Here is a 20422-nt window from a genome sequence, read left to right as displayed (position 1 = left end):
TTAAGATCTGCCTGTTATTGCTCTGAATTGATATAAAAAGCGTTCTATAAGCCTTAAATCTTCGGTAATAATTTCTACAACACCTCTCATCTCTTGTTTAAAAGGGATTTCTTTGTCATAGGATGTGATCAGTTTGTCCGGTAGGGCCACATCGATAAGATATAGTCCATCTTTGTCTGGTAATAATGAGATGTTTTTTACCTTGCCAGTGATAGTTCCAAATTCATTATCAGGGTAGTTTTCTAATTTAACAAGCGCGGTTTGACCTACTTTGATTTTACCGGAGTTTTGAGATGGAGCTTTTATTTTTGCGATGTAAGAGGAGTCTTCTGATGGAATAACGATACAAACCAAATCGCCAGCATTTACATTTTGTCCTTCGGTCCAGAAATTTAAAAATGATACACGCCCTTCAATATCTGATTGCAAAACATACTGGAGCTCCCAGTCTTTAATGGCTTTTTTTAGCTGGTCGAATGATTGTAGCACTTTTTTGAATAGATTGATTTCTTCCTTTCTGCGGTTAATTTGAGTTCCTTTTGAGGTTTTATTGGCAGTACTAATACTTTCCTTAATTTGAGAAAGTTGCACATTGTTGTTTTGATAGTTTCTTTTGGATTGTAGATAATCTAATTCCTTGTTTTCATATTCTTGTGCAGAGATCACCCCTCTTTTATACAGGCTTTTTTGTCGTTCAAGCTCTTTTTCTTTGAACTCTAACTCCGCTTGCGCAATTTTCTTTTGGGCCTTTAGGGTTTCATATCTTCTATACAATTCTGAAAGTGAAATCTGATTAGCCAGTTCTTCGTTAGAATAGGGTTGAAGCTCTTTATTAAGGATGTATTCGGAATAACTATTTTCAAAGAGTGCAAAACTGGTTTCGACCTCACCTAAAAAAAGAACAGGAAGTTGATTTATTGGAAACGTAAAACTGCGATTGTTAACCACCTGTATGGTGTCAATTATAGATTGGAGTAAAAAGATATCTTTATAATTAGCGGTGTTTTGCATAATGGCCAACGGCGTATTGGCGGGTACTATTTGATTGTCTTCAACCAAAATAGCTTCGATTTTTCCTGTAACTTTTGCATACTCTTTTTGAGGTGGTATTTCAGTTGTAATTATAGCCTCTGCCGGTATTACATCTGGATACTTTATTAACCAAGAAAGAAACAGGATTAAAAGGGTAAGAAATAATATTAATCCGTTTCCCCATCTAATCATCCAATGCGGAACTTTAGTAAGTATTTCCTGAACTTCCTCACTTCTTAGTTCAATATCATTTAAATTATCTGGCATGTTTTAATCGTTGATTTGTGTGTAATGATGATTTTATACTCCTTATTTGCCTAGTTCTAATTGGTTTTTTACTAGATTGTAATAGTTTCCTTTTTTAGCCACCAAAGCTTTATGATCCCCAACTTCAACAATCATACCTTGATCAAGTACCACTATTTGATGCGCATTTTTTACTGTACTTAAACGATGTGCAATGATCATTACGGTTTTATCTTTAAAAAAGATATTAAGATTTTCCATAATGGTTTTTTCATTGTTGGCGTCTAAAGCAGAAGTGGCCTCATCAAAAAACAAAAACTTTGGGTTTTTATAAACAGCTCTAGCAATAAAAAGGCGTTGTTTTTGTCCGGTACTTAACCCAACTCCTTCCATACCTATTTTTGTGTTGTAAGAGAGCGGTAAGGATTCAATAAACTCTTTAATATTTGCTACTTCTACGGCGTGTGCCAATTTCTTTTTATCCACATAGTCATCACCTACTGCAATGTTATTTGCGATGGTATCATTAAAAATATATCCTTCTTGCATTACTACGCCAAAATGGTCTCGCCAAGCTTTCTGCGAAACGTTTTTTAAGTCATGATTTCCAATAAAGATTTGACCTTGATCTGGTTCATAGAATTTTAGCAATAACTTCATTAATGTAGTCTTTCCACTACCACTTACACCAACCACCGCAGTTATCTTATTGGCAGGTATGGTTAAGTTTAGGTTTTTTAAAACAGGTTTTTCAGAACCGACATAGCGAAAGCTGAGTTCTTTTATCTCAAAACCTACATCGTCTGAAATATCTTTGAGTTTATCATCACCTGGTTTTTCTTCATCTTCTTTATTGTGTATTTCACCCAAACGTTCTAATGAAATTTGAGCGTCTTGCAATTCTCTTAAGAAGCTTATCAGTTGTGTGATAGGTGAATTTAATTGACCTACTATCGAGGTTATGGCAAGCATCATACCTAGTGTGATATCCCCATCTATAACTAAGGTGGCAGAAATCACAGTGATGAATATATTTTTAAGTTCATTAATAAAAGAGGAACCAACACTTTGATATTGCTCCAGCGCTAAACTTTCGATTGAAATTCGAAATAATTTAGCTTGAAGAAATTCCCAATTCCAACGTTTTCTTTTTTCGGCATTATGCAATTTAATTTCTTGCATTCCATTGACCAATTCTATTACTTTGCTTTGCTCTTCACTTATTTGAGAAAATCGTTTGTAATCCAGCTTTTTACGTTTCTTAAAAAAGATCAAGATCCAGGCAAAATAAAAGAAACTACCAACTGCAAAAATCCCAAAAATAGTAAGGCTATAGTAGATCAAAACTATGCTAAAAACAACCAAGTTAACCATAGAGAATAACACGTTTAAAGACGACATGGTTAGGATTTGTTCGATCCGTTTATGGTCATTAATACGTTGTAGTAAGTCTCCTGTCATTTTTACATCAAAATAGGAGATAGGTAGATTCATTAACTTGATAAAAAAGTCAGAAATAAGCGAAATATTAATTCGTGTACTAAGATGTAATAAGATCCAACTTCTCAATACATCAATAAGTGTTCTACCGATAAAAAGAGAAAGCATAGCTATCAACACCAGGTATACAAAATTAAGGTCTTGATTCTTTATACCTACATCGACGATACTTTGGGTTAAGAAAGGAGTGATAAGTTGTAAGATACTTCCTGCAGTTAACCCTAAAATGAGTTGGATGAGAAATTTTTTGTATTTAAAAACATATTTGGATATAAACTTAAACCCAAACTTTTGATCTTCTTCATCGAGGTTATCACTATAAAATTTGGGAGAAGGTTCCAGTAACAGTGCAACACCTTCTTCAGTAGTTTCTGAAGCATTATTGCCAATCCAAGCACTTAAAAACTCCTCTTTGCTATAGGTGATCAGACCGTGAGCAGGATCAGAAACGTAAAGTTTCCAATTTCCTTTTCTATCTTTTTTTACGTTATATAAAACGACATAGTGTACTTTATTCCAATGAATGATACAGGGTAGAGGAACTTCTTGTAGTTTTTCTAAAGACAATTTAACGCCTAGTGATCGAAATCCGATGGATTCTACAGCATCACTCAATCCTAGTAAAGAACTACCTTCTCTTGTTGTTTCGCTAAGTGATCTAAGTTTTTCAGTATTTAAAACTTTACCGTAGTGTTTGGCAATAATTTTAATACAGGTTGGCCCACAATCTTTTGCTTCCGCCTGTTTATAAAATGGAAATTTAGGCATTAAAGGTTTTTATTTAGAGTAAAAATGATGATTACAAAGAAAAGTAATTCTTTTTGATTTTACTACCCCGTTACTTGTATTAGGTGATGCATTGATTTTTATATCTGATATTCAATTTTTTATAATAAAATAAAGCGTGCTTTTATTTAAAAAAACACGCTTTTGAAATACCTACTTGATTTATACCTATTTCCCTAACGACCAAATGGTATAACTTTTTCCAGGTGCATATATGGTTACGTTACCATTGGCATCTGTAGTTGGGGTAAACCTTGAATTGTCTGCGTAGTCCACAATCTTAGCATTGACCCAATTGGTACTTATATCATATTGTGTTGCTTTATCACTAATATTCATATACAAAATTAACCCTGGATTGTCACCATTTCCAGCTCGCTTCATGATGTACTCATTTTCATTAGCTTCAATGATTTCAATAGCACCTGTTGCAATCGAATTATAGATTTGAATTAATTTTTTGAGTTGAGGTTTAAAAGCCTCGTTTTCGTAATCGCTATAAAATATAGTCGGATAACCATCGTGAGTAAGCATGTAAGCATACGCTAGTAATTTATTAGCATAGCTAATTCGGTTATCTGGATTTTCATCTTTTTCTGTATCGTGGTTAGCTACGAATGTTACAGCATTAGCAGGGTCTAGTTTGCGTAGCATATTTCCTTCATTACCTAATGCAGATAGATCTTTGGCGCGATCTAATGTTTCATCCAGTCTATAGAACATAGCAAAGTCAAAAGCTGGTGAACCTGATGCGTCTACCCAGTCTTTAAGAACTTGCTCATTTCCGTCAAAATTCTCTCCGACAGAAAAGCCACCGATTTTATCATTCCATGCTTTTACCCATTTAGGATCAAAGCTTTTAACATAATCAAATCGCCATCCGTCAAATCCTAGAGATTTATAAAATTCACCTACAGAATCGTCCCTTTCCCATAACCAGTCTTGTACATAAGGTTGATCATGGCATAGGTCTGTTTCTGCAAAAAACAGTGCCTGCGGATCAGCGTTATGAATTTCATTAGGGTGAAAATGATTGAAATTTCGATTAAATTTACCTGATGCATTTCCATTATTTTCATCAAAAAGCGAGTATACTTCTTCACCTCCTCTAAAAGGATTAGCCTGTAAACCGCCGCCAGAATTATGCCCCATCACAATGTCGGCAATGACTTCTATATTATTGGCATGAAAGTTTTGAATTAAGTTTTCTAATTCTGCTCTCGATCCAAATCTGGTTTTAATCGTACCTTGTTGATCAAATTCTCCTACATCAAAATAATCAGAAGGGTCATACCCCATAGAAAAGCCCCCTGAGGCACCTTTACCAGGAGCTGGCAACCAAACTCTATTAATGCCGGAATTCGCCCAATCTGCAACTTTTGTATTAAGTACATTGTACCATTCACCTCTAGGTTCTACATCCCAATAAAATCCTTGCATCATTACTCCAGCATCCGCTCGAGTGTATTGGGTAAGATCCAATTTAGGATTTTCTGGAGCAGCAGGTAATGCTACGCTATCATCTTCAACACAAGAACTTAACAGTAAGGTAAACCCTCCGAAAAGGAGGATTACCTTTTTAATTGTTTTCATATTAATAGTTATCATCTGGTATTTAGTTTTTAAGGATAAAAACATAACTTCCATCTAGGTCGTTGAACCATACGTCATAAGTGCCCGCAGTTACAGGAATGTTAGGTCCGTCCTGATTTCCATACCCAGTTAGTGCAGTATCTGCACCCCAATTGGTACTCCAATCGCTATTTGTTCTAAATTTTGCTTCTCCATCAATCAATACGATGTCATTGATATACCATAGGTGCGAGTCAAATGTGGATTGAGTCATATCGGTGTCATCATCCCATCCATTTGGTGTAGCGCTACCGATAATACCAATTCCTATTGCCGTATAGTCGGTTGCTCCACTAGCATCATAAGGCGATACGCTAAATGTTCTATCATCGATGTTTATATTAAATTCGTAATAGCCTTCTGCCGGTACGCTAAATACTCCAGGGTCAGACCCTGTACCATCATTTACCTCTACAGTAGTGCCGTCGTTTGTACCCCACTGTGGTTGCCATTGACCTCTAATCTCTAAAAGTTTAAATGCCAGGTCTCCACCACCTAAAAATCGTCCTTTGAAACTAAAATCATTTTCGTTAGCTGGATTTCTTACAATTGGTGGATTGTTATTATCATTATTCCAATCTGCAGCGGTTGCATTACCCACTAAAAATAAATCTTTTACAGGAATAATTGTCGAATAGGGTGTAAGTGTGATGACTAACACATTAGAGTCTGCAGGTACGCCATCATTAGTGCCTAAGGAAGAAACTACACGGATATTTAAATTCCCCTCCGTATCTGCTTCAAGTCCTGCAGCAATTGCTAAACTATTTAGCTCTCCCACTGTCCAGGAGTAATAACGTTCACTTGTTTGTGCTGCTTCTATTGGTGTATCAAATCCTTCACCTGCAGCTGTTACTTCGATATTGTAGGTAACAGGAGTTTCAAAATTATAATTAGCATCTTCCCATACTATAGTTAGTGCTTGTTGATCAGCACTTTCCTGATCTAAATTAACAGATGAGTTTGGAGTGACTAAAAGAGGTGCTTCGATAGCCTCTTCGTTAATCATAAATGTGGGTTCATCATCTTCAATGCACGAATTAAAACAAGTTACTATAACTAGTCCTAATAGTAGAATTAATATTTTTTTCATAATAGTATTTTTTTAATTTTTTTAATAACCAGTATTTTGACCTAAGTTTCTATTGGTAGCCCTACTTTGTTCCGGAACTGGATAAACCTCAAGATTTTCGGATATAGAAGAACCATTTTGTGGTCCACCTTTATAAGCCCATAAATATTGTCCGCCACTATACAAACCAAAACGTATTAGATCTTGTCTTCTGTGACTCTCCCAATGCAGCTCTCTTGCTCTTTCATCAATTAAGAAGTCCATAGTTAAGTCTGTTTCAGTAATGTTTGCTGAGGTATCACCAAAAGCTCTTTCTCGTAATAAATTAACGTAGTTTGTAGCAGTCGTTATATCACCTCCACCTCCTTGTAGGTGTGCTTCAGCATACATAAGATACACATCAGCCAACCTGAACATAGGAAAATCTGTATCTGTAAATACAGGGTCAGAACCAGCCATACCATTTGAGGTAAGGTTAGAATATTTGGCAATTAAATAGCCCGTAGAATTATCAGTTATATCATCAATTTCAATCGGTCTGTCTGTAGCAGAATCTACAGTGCCATCTTCATTCAATACAACATCTTGGGTTACAACCGTGTTACGGTTGTCATTGTCAAAAAGTGGATTACTTGTAAATAACTCAGCAAATTCTTTTCTGAGTCTAAACAGTCCACCAAAACCTCCACTTTGTACTCCTAAGGATTCTCCGGTAGGTAATGCTTCTGTATTACCATTGACCTGTCCTTGTATAAGAATAGTAGTACCACCAAAGTTTTGGGTTGTAGTACCATCGTGTACAATTGGAAAGATGATTTCATTTTGAGCTCCATTACTATCATTATCCGCTAAAAAGTTATAGCTATAATTGTCTACCAATGAATACCCACTATTAATAATCTCCTGACAAGTAGTTAAACAATCAGCATATCGATCATTTCCTTCTCCAAGATAGACCTCTGCGTTTAAGTAAATTTTAGCAAGAATCATTTTTGCAACCCCTTTATCAACTCGAGCGTATTCATTGGCAGCGCCCGCATTTACATCCAGTAAATCTTCTTGAACCTCTAAAAGTTCAGTTTCAATAAATTCAAAAAGCTCTGGTCTTAGGTATTCCGGACCTTCCACGAAACCAACAGGATCATTCTCAGTTAGAAAAGGAGCTCTTCCAAACATATCCATAAGGTGATAATAGGCTAAGGCTCTCAATACCCTGGCTTCGGCACGATACGTAGTTATTTCTTCTCGTAATTCTGCGCTAACTCCTCTTTCGTCCAATTTAGCTCCTGTGGTTTGTCTCAGAAATTCATTCGCTAAGGCCACTTGGAAAGTTGCCCGGGCAAATACTCCTAAGATTAAAACATTATTGGCATCCCAGCTATTTCTCTGAATACCTCGTAGTCCTGGATCATTTTCAAATGTCCATATGGCTTCGTCAGTAGCCAGATTCTGGAGATTGAATAAACCTCTCATATATTGCCCAGTTCCTGGATCAAGACCGGTAATATTAGAGTTTGTAGCGCCGTCTAAACTGGTCAAGGATAGATTGGCATAAACCCCTGCAATGGCTCTTTTATAGGCATCTGGACCGTCAAATAAGTCCGAAGCTAAAAGATCATCGTCATCTTCGAGTTCTACATTTAAATCATTTTCACAACCCACAAAGGAAAGCAAGCCAATGAAGAAAAATATATGTAGAAAATATTTATAATTTTTCATCCTTAATTTTTTTAATATTTATAGTTTAAACCGAATTGGAAGATTCTACCCCTGGGAAAGATAGTATTGTCAATCCCATTATTGCCTATCTCCGGATCTAAACCGGAATAATCAGTGATGACAAATGCGTTTTGTACTCCTCCCCAAAATCTAAGACTCGAAACGCCTTTCATTACATTTTTTAAGGTATAACCAAGAGTTATATTATCCATTCTTAGGAAAGTAGCATCCTCAACATATACATCAGAAAGTATCACATCTGGAGTGCGTTCAAATCCTGTTTGGAAATAAGAATTCGTAGGGATATTATTAAGTACCGTTCTAAACACATTGCCCAATTGTCCATTTGCGGAGTTTACATTATTGTAAATGTCATTTCCAAAACTTGCTCGCATATTGAAGCTGAAATCCCAGTTTTTATAATTTAAACTAGATTGTAGTCCCATAGTAAGATCTGCAGCAGGATTACCAGCCACATACCGATCATCATTGTTAATTACACCATCACCATTGAGATCTGCATAGGCACCTTCAATAGGTTGACCTTGACTGTCATAAACTTGTGCATAGGTAAAAAATGAATTTGGCGCTTCACCCTCGCGCTGAACCTGGATAGTGTTACCCGTACCTCCACTAATTCCTCCAACAAGGATATCTTGTCCAAATGCCAGGGTTTCTATTTCTCGGTCGATATAGGTGGTATTATAACTTAAATTCCACTTAATGTCTTTAGTTTTTATAATATCCGCACCGATAGAAAATTCTATACCTTCAGTTACGAACTTTCCGATATTTTGAAATCCTGAATTCGAAAAATTGGCACCGTCGGCAATAGGAGCTTGTGACAAAAGATCATCAGATTCTTTTCTAAAGACATCAATAGCTCCGTAAATTTTATCATTAAATAAACCGTAATCCAATCCTAAATTATATTCAGAAATTTTTTCCCATTCTATGGTTTCATTTCTAAATTGTGGTTGGGCGATATTAATGACTTCGCCTCCCAGGATGTATTGAGAATTGGGATTACTTCCTCTATACCGTTCTAAATAGTCAAAACCTGAAGGAATATCCTGTTGTCCTGTTATTCCGTATCCTAAGCGTAGTTTTAAATTACTTATGGTATTGGAGTTTTTCAGAAAATTTTCTTCACTGATTTGCCAACCAAAGGATGCAGCAGGAAAATACCCAAACCTATTCTCTTCAGAAAATCTTGAAGTTCCATCACGACGTATAGAAGCGGACAAAAAGTATTTATCCTGAAAACTTAAATTGGATCTAAGGAAATAAGCAATTAAAACAACATCTGGAGCGATTGTTCTTTCTGGTAAGGTGTTCGGATTTCGTTGATCACCGGTTTCAAATTTTTCCAATTCAAATTTTTGATAGGAATATCCACCGGTTGCTTCAATTTTTAGGTTACCTAATGTCTTGTTATACACAAGATAGGCATCTAATAATTCATTAGTAGTTTCCAAATCAGTATCTGATTTGAACCCTAAAAATTCTCCTTGGGATGCGTTAAAACCAGTTGCACTTTCGGTTGATCTTTCTTCAAATCGTTTGGTAGTACTATTATCTACTCCCAAATTAAGTACGGCACTTAGATCTGGAAAAAAGTGGAAGTTATAATCGAATTTCACATTACCATAATAGCGTCTCACATTGGCAATTTGTCTGGTTTGTAAGAGCTGTGCTACAGGATTTCGCTGTACGTTATTTAAAGCAAAACCACTACCATTTAGATATTCAAAGAAACCTCCATATGGCGAAGCGGGATCATTAATAGGTTGGGTAGGATCAAATGTAATCGCAGACCCTTCAACTCCAGGTGCAAAACGATTTTTTTCAAAAGCCAGGTTTCCATTAAGATCTATTTTTAAATGACCATCAAATAATCTCGGATTTAGCGATAACGATGTAGTAGTTCTTTCAAACTTTGATGTTTTACGTAAACCCTCAAGATCTGATCTACCAATAGATACTCTTGCCGGCATTATATCTGCAATAGATCCACTTACTGATAAATTATGATTAGCAGCAAAGGCATCTCTATAGATGGCTTCCTGCCAGTCAGTATTAGCATCACCTAATAAATCAACTCTATCTGGAAAGTTTTCCTGAACAAAAGCTCTAAATTCATTGGCAGAAAAGGTATCGACTTTATCCGTAAGCGTTGTTACGGTAGTATTGGTGTCTAAGGAAACCTGTAGTTTACTTTTACCTTTTTTGGTGGTAATAATAATAACTCCATTGGCACCTCTGTTACCGTAAATAGCAGCTGCAGACGCATCCTTTAAAACAGAGAAGGATTCAATATCATTTGGATTTATGGTTGATAAAATAGATCTGGACCCATTTGATAAGTCTCTTGGATCATTTAAGGGTAGTCCATCTACTACAATTAAAGGGTCATTGGACGCATTAAGTGAGGCTCCACCACGGATTCTGATTTCAGAATTTCCTGCTGGTCCACCTTGGGTATTAATTGTAACCCCAGCAACTCTACCATTTACAAGGTTTTCAGGGGTGATATTATTACCGGTATTAAAATCTTCGGCTGTTACCAAGGCGACTGACCCTGTTAAATCTTTTTTTCTGGTGGAACCATATCCAATTACGACGACTTGCTCTAATTCTGCTGCATCTTGTTTAAATACAACATCAATAGAAGCTTGCCCGGTATATTGGATATTTTGGGTAACAAAACCTACATAGGAGAAAACCAGGGTGTCTCCATTGTTTACATCTGTCAGGGAGAAATTTCCATTAAAATCTGTTGTCGTTCCTGTTTGTGTACCTTGGATAATGACATTTACCCCGGGGATTGGCTGCCCAGTTCCTTCTTCAGTTACTGTTCCCTGGACAGTATCCTGCGCAAAAAGATTTATGGGCACCAATCCTATTAAAAGCAATATGCTTTTGATTAGTGTTTTCATAGAAATCAAATTAGTTGTTTAAAAGTTTTTAAGCCTTATATTCTCACTTTCTTAAGCCAATGTAGTATAAAATCTGAGGTGTAGGATTTGGGATTCGCTACGAAAACGTTTGCGTGTGGATAACTTTTAAAATTTCATTAAAAAATTAAGGTTTAAAATGCGGTTATCGTATAATTTAGCAGTTAAATTCGTCTTTTTATTTATGAAGACCCGAAATAATGAGAAATCGATATTCCTTATTATTGGAAAAGTACATACTTAAAGATATTAATTTAAACACTTAAATAATAGTCTTTTAAGTAAAATATTTGCAAGCTATGAAACAAAAAGTAACCCTGAAGCAAATAGCCAAAGAACTTGATGTATCTATCTCAACTGTGTCCAAAGCATTAAAAGATAGTGTGGAAATAAGTTTGGATACCCGTCAAAAAGTCAAGGCGTTTGCGAAACTGTATAATTATAAACCTAACAATATTGCCTTAAGTCTTAAAAATAGAAAGACGAAAACTATAGGTGTAATTATACCTGAAATTGTACACCACTTTTTTACTACAGTCATCGGTGGGGTAGAGAAGGTAGCAAATGAGAAGGGCTACAATGTGATCATCTGTTCATCTAATAATTCTTTTGACAAAGAGGTGATCAATATGGAAATGTTAGCCAGTGGTAGTGCTGACGGGTTCATTTTATCGGTAGCTAAGGAAACACAGCTTAAGAAAGATTACCATCATATACAAGAAACTATGAATCAAGGCATGCCTGTAGTGATGTTCGACCGTATTATTGATGAAATCGTATGTGATAAGGTAATAATAGATGATACAAAAGGCGCACAAATGGCGACCAATCATTTACTTTCTTTAGGGTGTCGCCGTATCGCTATTTTAACTACCGTAGACTACATAAGCGTTGGTAAATTAAGGACAAATGGTTATCTCAATGCGTTGCGATCATATGATATTGTTCACGACGATTCCCTTATTTTAAAAATAGAAGATATCGATCATTGCGAAGAGGAGATTGAGGAATTTCTCAAGGATAAAGATATTGATGCGGTATTTGCAGTAAATGAATTATTTGCTGTAAATGCCATAAAGGTTCTGAGGAATAGTGGTAAAAATGTTCCAGAAGAGGTGCGTGTGGTTGGTTTTACGGATGGAATATTAGCTAAACATTTTATACCAAGTTTGACCGTGATAAGTCAGCATGGAGAGGAGATGGGAGAGCGCGCAGCGACTATTTTAATCGATAAACTTGAAGGATCGGATGATCTTACCGAAGAGTACAAAACAGTGATCATAGATACCAGTTTGGTAGAACGCCAATCCACTAAAAAATAAAATTTAACACCCAAAGCTTAAAAAAAATAATATCTTTGTATTCAATCAAGACTTATAATTCTCACTTTCTACACTAAAATAAGTTTTGATAAGACATGCGCTTATCTATTTAATTGTCAAAGATTTACTTGATGAAGAAGCGTAAATTAAGTTTCTGGGAAATCTGGAATATGAGTTTCGGTTTCTTAGGAATACAGTTCGGTTTTGCATTGCAAAATGCAAACACCTCCAGAATATTTGAAACCTTAGGAGCCAAAGTAGATGAGCTTGCCGTTTTTTGGTTGGCAGCACCCATCACAGGATTATTGGTACAACCTATTATTGGGTACCTGAGTGATCGAACATGGCATCCAAAATTAGGAAGAAGAAGGCCTTACTTTTTAGTAGGAGCCATACTTTCATCCATTGCATTATGTGTAATGCCTAATTCTCCTACACTTTGGGTAGCCATTGGTACTTTATGGATTATGGATTCTTCCATCAATATTTCTATGGAGCCCTTTCGAGCATTTGTGGGAGATAACCTGCCAGAATCTCAGCGTACCAAGGGTTTTGCTATGCAAAGTTTTTTTATTGGTTTGGGAGCTGTTATCGGTTCGGCCTTACCTTATATATTTTCTAAGTGGTTAGGTATTAGTAATACTGCGGCAGAAGGGGTAATCCCGGATTCTGTAAAATGGTCATTTTATATAGGAGCTTTCGTTTTTTTAACTGCTGTGTTATGGACTGTTTTTGCATCAAAAGAGTATTCACCTCAGGAAATTGAAAGTTTTGAAGACCATATCCCTGAGACCGCTGGAGAGCTAACACCACAGGAAAATTCCAATAGAATTTTAAAATTAAATAAGTCAGGTTTTATCATGACTATCTTTGGATTGATTAGTAACGGTTGGTTAATTTATCTTAATCTAGATAAGGAATTGTATATTTTAACAGGAGGGATCCTCCTGGTGGGTATTTTATTTCTCCTTGCAGCTTATATACGGCAGTCATCTGGTATAAACGGATTTGTTATTATCATGACGGATCTTCTGTATATGCCAAAAACGATGAAACAACTGGCTGTGGTACAATTTTTTTCCTGGTTCGCATTATTTTCGATGTGGATCTACACTACACAAGCAGTGACCAGTTATGTCTATGGTTCTACTGACCCTACCTCTCAACTTTATAATGATGGTGCCGACTGGGTTACAGTAATGTTTGCCGTGTATAATGGTGTGGCGGCTTTGGTTGCATTTTTATTACCGGTTTTGGCAAAGTTTACGAGTAGAAAGATTACACACCTGGTGAGTTTATGTTTAGGTGGATTAGGCTTATTATCCATTACCATTTTTAATACACCAGAACTTTTAATCATATCTATGATCGGTGTTGGGGTAGCGTGGGCAAGTATATTGTCGATGCCCTACGCGATGCTTGCGGGAGCATTGCCTCCTAAAAAGATGGGGTATTACATGGGTGTTTTTAACTTTTTCATTGTGATTCCTCAAATAGTAGCTGCTTCAATTCTGGGATTTTTGCTAAACACTTTTTTTGCAAATGAAACAATTTATGCCTTGATCATAGGCGGTATAAGTATGATTGTTTCTGGATTATTAACATTGATAGTTCACGATCGTGGCACTATCGTAATTAATGAATAATGAATAGAAAAGGATTCATATTTGATTTAGACGGAGTCATTGTAGATACTGCAAAGTACCACTTTTTGGCGTGGCAAAATTTAGCTAATGAATTAGGTATTCCCTTCACAGAAGAACAAAACGAGCAATTAAAAGGTGTAAGCAGAGTAAAATCATTAGAGAAAATTTTAGAATGGGGTAATACTTCAATTTCTGAAGATCAATTTCAGAAATTAATGAATGATAAAAACGAAGAATACTTGGCCTACATAGCTACGATGGATGAATCCGAGATATTACCAGATGTTCCCCGTGTATTAGATTTTTTATGTTCAAAAAATCAGCCGATCGCATTAGGTTCTGCAAGTAAAAATGCGCGCATAATTTTAGAAAAAGTAGGGTTATACTCTAAATTTGATACCATAGTTGACGGAACCAACGTAACTAAAGCAAAACCAGATCCCGAAGTTTTTATCCTGGGAGCTAGTCAATTAGGGGTGCCTAATAAGCAATGCATTGTCTTTGAAGACTCTCTTGCAGGAATACAAGCTGCTAATAATGCCGGTATGATAAGTATCGGTATTGGTGACAAAAATGTTTTGACCGAGGCGAATTATGTGTTTGCCGATTTCACCCAAATACATCAAGACTTTATTAATCAACTTATAAACTCCTGAATTACTGAGGGGTAAAACCTTTCAAATTTTAGGAGTAGAAAAGACTTAAAACAACTAAAGATATTTTAAAATGAATCAGGATTATATTAAACCAGACGACTGGTCGATTATTGAAGAAGGATTCGAAGCAGAAAGAGTAAAATCGTCAGAAAGCCTATTTAGTATAGGAAATGGTGCCATGGGGCAACGTGCTAATTTTGAAGAAACGTATACGGGTCCCACTTTTCAAGGGAGTTACATAGCTGGGGTATATTACCCGGATAAAACTAGAGTGGGTTGGTGGAAAAATGGGTACCCTGAGTATTTTGCAAAGGTGCTTAATGCGCCGAATTGGATTGGTATAGAGGTAACAATTAATGGAACTTTACTGGACCTTCATACCTGTAAGCAGGTACACAATTTTAAAAGAGAGTTGAACATTAAGGAAGGATGGTATCAAAGATCATTTACCGCTTTGATGCCTAATGATACTGAGGTTAAGGTAGTGTCAACTCGCTTTTTGAGTTTAGATTTTGATGAAGTAGGAGCGATTAAATATGAAATTACTCCTTTAAATACGAATGCAACAATCGAAGTTAAACCTTTTATTGATGCTGGGATTACTAATGAGGATTCCAATTGGGATGATCAATTTTGGGATAGTTATGATGTAGTAACTCATCAAGATTCTGCTCATATCCTGTCCAAAACCATGAAAACGGAATTCCATGTGTGTACAGGAATGCATAATCAGTTATTTATCAACAATACTCCACAACAATTAACCGGACAACTGCAAAAATCAGCGCATAAAGTAAGTATTGCCTACCAAAGTCAAATCAAGCAGGGAGATACCATGACACTATTAAAATATGGAGGCTATACCGTTGATTTAAACCATGACAAAGAGGATTTGATGTCCGCCAGTGAGAATATACTTAATCAAGCGGCTGACGCTGGCTTTGAAACTTTATTAGCGCTTCAAAAAAAGGCATGGTCAAAGATTTGGGAAAAAGCGGATATTACAATTAGTGGTGATGTAAAAGCACAGCAAGGTATTCGATTTAATATTTTTCAATTAAATCAAACTTATCTTGGAAAAGACGAACGATTAAATATTGGTCCAAAGGGATTTACAGGCGAAAAATATGGAGGAAGTACCTATTGGGATACTGAGGCGTATTGTATTCCATTTTATATGGCTACCAAGGACCATCAGGTAGCACGCAACCTATTGACGTATCGTTATCATCATTTACAAAAAGCAATAGAAAATGCTGAAAAACTTGGGTTTTCAGGAGGCGCAGCCTTGTATCCCATGGTTACTATGAATGGAGAGGAATGTCATAATGAGTGGGAAATAACTTTTGAAGAAATTCATCGTAATGGAGCCATGACCTTTGCGATTTATAATTATACCCGATATACTGGTGATTACAGTTATATACCGGAAAAAGGTCTGGAGGTAATGATTGGCGTAGCTAGATTTTGGCAGCAAAGAGCCACCTTCTCTACGCATAAGAACAAGTATGTTATTCTCGGTGTTACGGGCCCTAACGAATATGAAAACAACATCAACAACAACTGGTATACGAATTACCTAGCTAAATGGTCGATGGAGTATTGCATCGAAAATTTTGAAAAAGTAAAAAAAGAATACCCTGAAGATTATAAACGCATAATTAAATCAACAAAATTGTCAGATACGGAAATAGAAGCAATGAAAGATGTTGCCTCTGATATGTATTTTCCGTATTCCGAGGAATACCAAGTGTTTTTACAACAAGATGGGTTTTTGGACAAGGAATTGATCACTGTGGCAGACTTATATGCATCCCAAAGACCGATCAATCAACATTGGAGTTGGGATCGTATATTGAGGTCTCCTTACATTAAACAAGCAGATACGCTTCAAGGGTTTTATATGTTTGAGGATCATTTTACGAAGGATGAGCTTCAAAAACATTTTGATTTTTATGAACCTTTTACGGTGCATGAGTCATCCTTGTCTCCTTGTGTACATAGTATCCTTGCTGCTTCCTTGGACCGAATGGATCAGGCATATACGTTTTACTTAAGAACATCAAGGCTAGATTTAGACGATTATAATAAGGAAGTAGAAGAGGGACTGCATATAACAAGTATGGCGGGTACCTGGATGAGTATTGTTGAGGGTTTTGGAGGTATGAGAGTTAAGAATGATACGCTATCCTTTACACCTAAAATTCCGAAAGAATGGCAAGGGTATTCCTTCAAGGTAAACTTTAGAAATCAAATTCTTAAAGTAGATGTAACACAACAAGAGACAACTTTTACCTTGCAGGGTTCATCGGAGTTGCAAATTATGGTTGATGGGGCTCCATTGACTATTGCTCCAAATGGATTAGTTACCTCATAAATTGAATAACTAATAAATCAATAAACTCACCAAGGTTAACTACGGAAAAACTATTCTAGAAACAGAACGTTACTGTTTTTTGTTTGATCCAAAAAAAAATGAAGAGGTGGTTTAAAATTAATAGCAATGCATAGTATCAAAATCATAATTATATTTTCTGTATTCTTCTTTTCTTTGAATTCTTTTGGTCAGGTAGATCGCATGGAACCACCTTTTTGGTGGAGTGGTATGAATACCACTCAGGTTCAAATCTTATTTTATGGGCAAGATATAGCTGATTATGAAGTGTTGAGTGAGGATATATCGATTCTCGATATTTCACGTACAGAAAACTCAAACTATATTTTTGTGACCATAGATACCGCTAATAAAGAGCCAGGAGCATATACTTTACATTTTAAAAATGATGGTAAGACAGCATATTCCAAAGTATTTGAATTAAAAGAAAGAAAGTCGGGTTCGGCAAGCCGTTCTGGTTTTGATAGTAGTGATGTTATTTATCTTCTTATGCCAGACCGGTTTGCGAATGGTAATCCTGATAACGATACAACCAAAAACACTATAGAAAATGTAGACAGGTCAAATCCAGGAGGCCGACACGGTGGAGATATTCAAGGAATTATTGATCATTTAGATTATATCGAAGAGTTAGGAGCAACTGCGATTTGGAGTACGCCATTATTAGAGGATAATGAACCAGTATATTCCTATCATACCTATGCTCAAAGCGATTTATATAAAATTGATCCTAGATATGGAAGCAATGAAGATTACCAAAGGCTGTCTGCAGCTATGCATCAAAAAGGCTTGAGATTGATTATGGATTATGTAACCAATCATTGGGGTTCAAAACATTGGTTAATAGAAGACCTACCGTCTAAAGATTGGATACATCAATGGCCAGAGGGGTTTCGACGAAGCAACTATAGAATGACCACACAGTTTGATAACAATGCAGCTAAAGTTGATGCAAAAGGCTGTATGGACGGATGGTTCGATACAACTATGCCAGATATGAACCAAAGTAACCCTATGCTATTACAATATATCACTCAAAATGCGATTTGGTGGATTGAATATGCTGATCTAGATGGATTACGGGTAGATACTTATTCCTACAATGATAAAGAGGCAATAGCTCAATGGACCAAGTCAATTATGGATGAGTATCCTAACTTTAATATCGTAGGTGAAGTTTGGATGCACGATCAAGCACAAATATCCTACTGGCAAAAGAATAGTAAAATTGGCGCCATTACAGGTTATAATAGCCATTTACCGGCTGTGATGGATTTTACACTACATGACGCTTTGGGTACCATGTTTAATGAAGATAATAGCAACTGGAATGAAGGTATGATAAAGGCTTATGAAAATTTTGCAAATGATTTTCTATATCCAGATCCTAATAACCTTATGGTTTTTGTAGGGAATCATGATACTAATAGAGTTAATCATATTTTTCAAAGCGATTTTAATAAATATAAGTTGGCCTTGACGCTGATCCTAACCACAAGAGGCATACCACAATTGTATTACGGCGATGAAATAGGGATGCTGGGAGATAAGGATAATAAAGGGGATGGTGATATAAGAAGAGATTTTCCAGGTGGATGGGCTGGCGATAGTCAAAATGCCTTTTTATCCGCGGCAGTTGCTGGAGGAAGAACAAAAGATCAGCAAACTTACTTTGACTTTACAAAAAAAATACTGAATTGGAGAAAGGAAAATTCCGTGATTCATAGTGGTAAATTACTGCAGTATATCCCTCAAGACAACGTCTATGTATATTTTAGGTATAATGATGATCATCGGGTAATGGTAATCATCAATAATAGTTTAAAAAATCATACCATAAATACACAACGATATAAAGAAGGTTTACAGGATTTTAAAAAGGGTACAGATATCATAACCGATTCCAACATGGATCTTACCTCGCAGATTTTTATTCCTGCTAAAACACCTATGATCATAACACTTAAATAAGATAATGTAACACAAAAATTAAACACATGAATAGATTATTAATTTGGCTTGCTATATTCGCTATAGCCATCTCTTGCAAAGACGTAAAAAAAGAGGAGAAGCCGACTGAAAACGTTATAGATACTACAGCATCAACTTCCATTGCTCCGATGAATAATGAAGTTATGGAAACGGCCGTGATCTATGAAGCGAATATCAGACAATATTCAGAAGAAGGTACTTTTAATGAATTCACTAAAGATATACCACAACTGAAAAAACTTGGGGTCAAAATCTTGTGGATTATGCCGATCTATCCTATTTCAACAACAAAAAGTAAAGGGTCTTTGGGTAGTTATTATGCAGTTTCGGACTATACTAAGGTTAATTCAGAGTTTGGGACCATCGAAGATTTTAGAAAATTGGTAAAAACAGCGCACGAGAACGACATTTATGTAATTTTAGATTGGGTGGCAAATCACACCGGCTGGGATCATCATTGGATAAAGGAACATCCTGAGTATTATACCAAAAATGACAAAGGAGAAATAGTGCACACCGAAGGAACCGACTGGACAGATGTAGCTGACCTTAATTATGATAATATGGAAATGAGGGCTTCCATGCGCAATGCTATGAAATACTGGGTAGAACAGGAAGATGTGGATGGATTTAGATGTGATGTGGCTGGTATGGTACCTGTAGATTTTTTGAATAAAACGGTTGAAGCGTTAGAAGCTATTAAACCCGTGTTTATGTTAGCAGAAGGTTGGGAACCTGAATTGATGGAAGAAGCTTTTGATATGGGCTATGACTGGGATACCCATCATAAAATGAACGCTATTGCTCAGGGTAAGGCTACTGCACTGGATTGGGATAAGCGAATGGTTGAAATAGATTCAATGTATGCTGAGGATGATATTTTAATGAACTTTACCTCAAATCACGATGAAAACTCCTGGAATGGTACTGTAGAAGAACGGTTAGGTCCGGCAAAAGAATTGTTCGCTGCCTTAACCTACGTGGCGCCTGGAATGCCACTTATATATTCTGGTCAAGAGTATGATATGGATAAGCGACTTTTGTTTTTTGAAAAGGATACCATCATAAAAACGAAAGGCGTGTTTTTTCCATTATATGAAAAGTTAGGCACCCTTAAAAATGAAAACCCTGCTTTACATGGGGGTAAGAAGGCAGCAAAGTATCAAGACCTAAAAACCTCTAATGACAAAAGTGTATTAGCTTTTAAACGAGAAAAGGAAGGACAAATAGTATTGTTCATTGGTAATGTATCCAATGAGCCAATTTCTTTTAAGGTACAAGAGACTGGTAAGTATATAGACTATCTCAGTCAAGAAAAGTTGGAATTGAAACCAAACAGTACGTATAAGCTTGACGCCTGGCAGTATATGATCCTTATTGCGGAGTAAATAACAATACTTCTTTATAGTTAATAAAAGAACTCATATTTATGGGTTCTTTTTATTTTTTAGAACTTTTTTAGGAGTA

General features: G+C 36.1%; 12 protein-coding genes. 6 read left to right on the top strand and 6 right to left on the bottom strand.

Annotated elements, in window-relative coordinates; all coding sequences use genetic code 11:
• From EV197_RS13035 to EV197_RS13010, 6 genes are all read right to left on the bottom strand, one after another.
• Positions 1 to 1299, bottom strand: a complete 1299-nt coding sequence (locus tag EV197_RS13035) for an HlyD family secretion protein (protein ID WP_130287231.1) — start codon at positions 1297 to 1299, stop codon at positions 1 to 3.
• 42 nt (positions 1300 to 1341) lie between these two features.
• Entirely contained in the window at positions 1342 to 3546 is a 2205-nt protein-coding gene (locus tag EV197_RS13030; RefSeq protein ID WP_130287230.1) for a peptidase domain-containing ABC transporter, read from the bottom strand.
• A 186-nt stretch (positions 3547 to 3732) separates the two neighbouring features.
• Positions 3733 to 5157: an alpha-amylase gene (locus tag EV197_RS13025; RefSeq protein ID WP_130287229.1), complete on the bottom strand. Its 1425-nt coding sequence runs from the start codon at positions 5155 to 5157 to the stop codon at positions 3733 to 3735.
• 22 nt (positions 5158 to 5179) lie between these two features.
• Complete coding sequence (locus EV197_RS13020) at positions 5180 to 6289, bottom strand: SusE domain-containing protein (protein ID WP_130287228.1); 1110 nt, start codon at positions 6287 to 6289, stop codon at positions 5180 to 5182.
• Positions 6290 to 6310: 21 nt separating this feature from the next.
• On the bottom strand, positions 6311 to 7987 hold the full coding sequence (locus EV197_RS13015; protein ID WP_130287227.1) for a RagB/SusD family nutrient uptake outer membrane protein: 1677 nt from the start codon (positions 7985 to 7987) through the stop codon (positions 6311 to 6313).
• 11 nt (positions 7988 to 7998) lie between these two features.
• The gene (locus EV197_RS13010; RefSeq protein WP_130287226.1) at positions 7999 to 10926 is read right to left on the bottom strand and encodes a SusC/RagA family TonB-linked outer membrane protein; all 2928 of its coding nucleotides are present in this window, start codon (positions 10924 to 10926) and stop codon (positions 7999 to 8001) included.
• Positions 10927 to 11243: 317 nt separating this feature from the next.
• On the opposite strand from EV197_RS13010, the gene EV197_RS13005 reads away from it, so the two are divergent.
• The 6 genes from EV197_RS13005 (at position 11244) to EV197_RS12980 (ending at position 20343) form a co-directional block, all read left to right on the top strand.
• A complete protein-coding gene (locus EV197_RS13005; protein WP_130287225.1) occupies positions 11244 to 12266 on the top strand; it encodes a LacI family DNA-binding transcriptional regulator in 1023 nt (340 codons plus the stop codon).
• Between the two features lie 131 nt (positions 12267 to 12397).
• Positions 12398 to 13912, top strand: coding sequence for an MFS transporter (locus EV197_RS13000; protein WP_130287224.1), 1515 nt, complete (start codon positions 12398 to 12400; stop codon positions 13910 to 13912).
• Complete coding sequence (gene pgmB / locus EV197_RS12995; RefSeq protein ID WP_130287223.1) at positions 13912 to 14568, top strand: beta-phosphoglucomutase; 657 nt, start codon at positions 13912 to 13914, stop codon at positions 14566 to 14568. Before EV197_RS13000 ends, pgmB begins: the two co-directional genes overlap by 1 nt.
• Before the next feature lie 70 nt (positions 14569 to 14638).
• Positions 14639 to 16945: a glycoside hydrolase family 65 protein gene (locus EV197_RS12990; protein WP_130287222.1), complete on the top strand. Its 2307-nt coding sequence runs from the start codon at positions 14639 to 14641 to the stop codon at positions 16943 to 16945.
• Between the two features lie 126 nt (positions 16946 to 17071).
• Positions 17072 to 18934 carry a glycoside hydrolase family 13 protein gene (locus EV197_RS12985; protein ID WP_130287221.1) on the top strand — a complete coding sequence of 621 codons (1863 nt, stop codon included), beginning with the start codon at positions 17072 to 17074 and terminating at the stop codon, positions 18932 to 18934.
• 26 nt (positions 18935 to 18960) lie between these two features.
• A complete protein-coding gene (locus EV197_RS12980) occupies positions 18961 to 20343 on the top strand; it encodes an alpha-amylase family glycosyl hydrolase (protein ID WP_130287220.1) in 1383 nt (460 codons plus the stop codon).
• The last annotated feature ends 79 nt before the right edge of the window (positions 20344 to 20422 follow it).

Source organism: Aquimarina brevivitae (genome assembly GCF_004216895.1).
GTDB lineage: Bacteria > Bacteroidota > Bacteroidia > Flavobacteriales > Flavobacteriaceae > Aquimarina > Aquimarina brevivitae.
This window is presented reverse-complemented; position numbering and strand designations above follow the sequence as displayed.